We start from the raw sequence: 892 nt of genomic DNA on the forward strand, positions 1-892 counted from the left end.
CAATTCGCTGCGTTTGCGCCGATGTCGGCTTAAAAAAGGCTGGGATGATCGAGACCACCGCGTTGTATTGGCTCAAGCGTTGGATTGGGCCTGATTTAGACAAAGCACTTCTTGCTGCATACCGGGTTTGCCTGTGAGCCAAAGCTCCTGCTCTAGAGCAAGAGGCCGATCGCCCCACCTAAGTGTTGTCAATGTTTAAGAAGCCAATCCATTGTAGTTTCTCAGGATGATTTTGATCGTTGAATTAGGTTCGTTCATTGCTTGTAACATGCTTGGTTTTGGGTTGGCTTCTTAGCGAGTGCGCCCCTCTAGAAGAACGATCCGGCTTTTACAACATGGAAGCTGGGGGGCAATTGATGCAGACTTGTCGCCAACGCGATGGCCTCGAGGTTTGCGCTTGGCTTGAACACTTCGAACTGCGGCGATTTTATCCTAAGCAACTGAACTCAGAGCTTTCTAAAGGTATCTACTTGATTGAAGGCCGCTCGGTCCGCACCGCGGAAGGCAGTTCCGTGTCTTTCTCATTTGAGTGGAGCGGCCCACAAAACATGCTTAGTGATGACGTCGTGAAAACGCATCCCGCGTTATTTCGAAGTTTGGAAGTTGAACTCGAAAAATTTGGGATCGGAGAGCAGAATCGTATTGGGTTTGCTTCTTCTGAGGATTATTTTGCCTTCCTCGACTTTGAGCCTCACGAAACAAACCAAGACTTGGCTCGGTTGGTAACCTGCATCGGTACAGGCACTGGCATGGGATCCGGGAGGAATTTAGTGCTAGAGTACCCCTCCCTCGATGCGATGCTGCAATGCTTAACTGACAACTGAGCACAGCTGAGCCGATCACCTTATGTCCGGACACTCGTTTGATGTGCAGCATCAGTCTTTTTGGGCTC

Annotated in this window: 1 protein-coding gene; it reads left to right on the forward strand. The window is 49.8% G+C overall.

The annotated features are described in order from the left end of the window. Window positions 1-356: 356 nt before the first annotated feature. A complete protein-coding gene (locus tag ACRBB0_RS26875) occupies window positions 357-824 on the forward strand; it encodes a hypothetical protein (protein ID WP_431377548.1) in 468 nt (155 codons plus the stop codon). The last annotated feature ends 68 nt before the right edge of the window (window positions 825-892 follow it).

Origin of the sequence: Pelagimonas sp., assembly GCF_050633425.1 — a bacterium.
Taxonomy (GTDB): domain Bacteria; phylum Pseudomonadota; class Alphaproteobacteria; order Rhodobacterales; family Rhodobacteraceae; genus Pelagimonas.

Bases quoted from the DNA above. Each gene is read 5' to 3' on its own strand.
- ACRBB0_RS26875 (WP_431377548.1), top strand. From the start codon at position 357: ATGCAGACTTGTCGCCAACGCGATGGCCTCGAGGTTTGCGCTTGGCTT.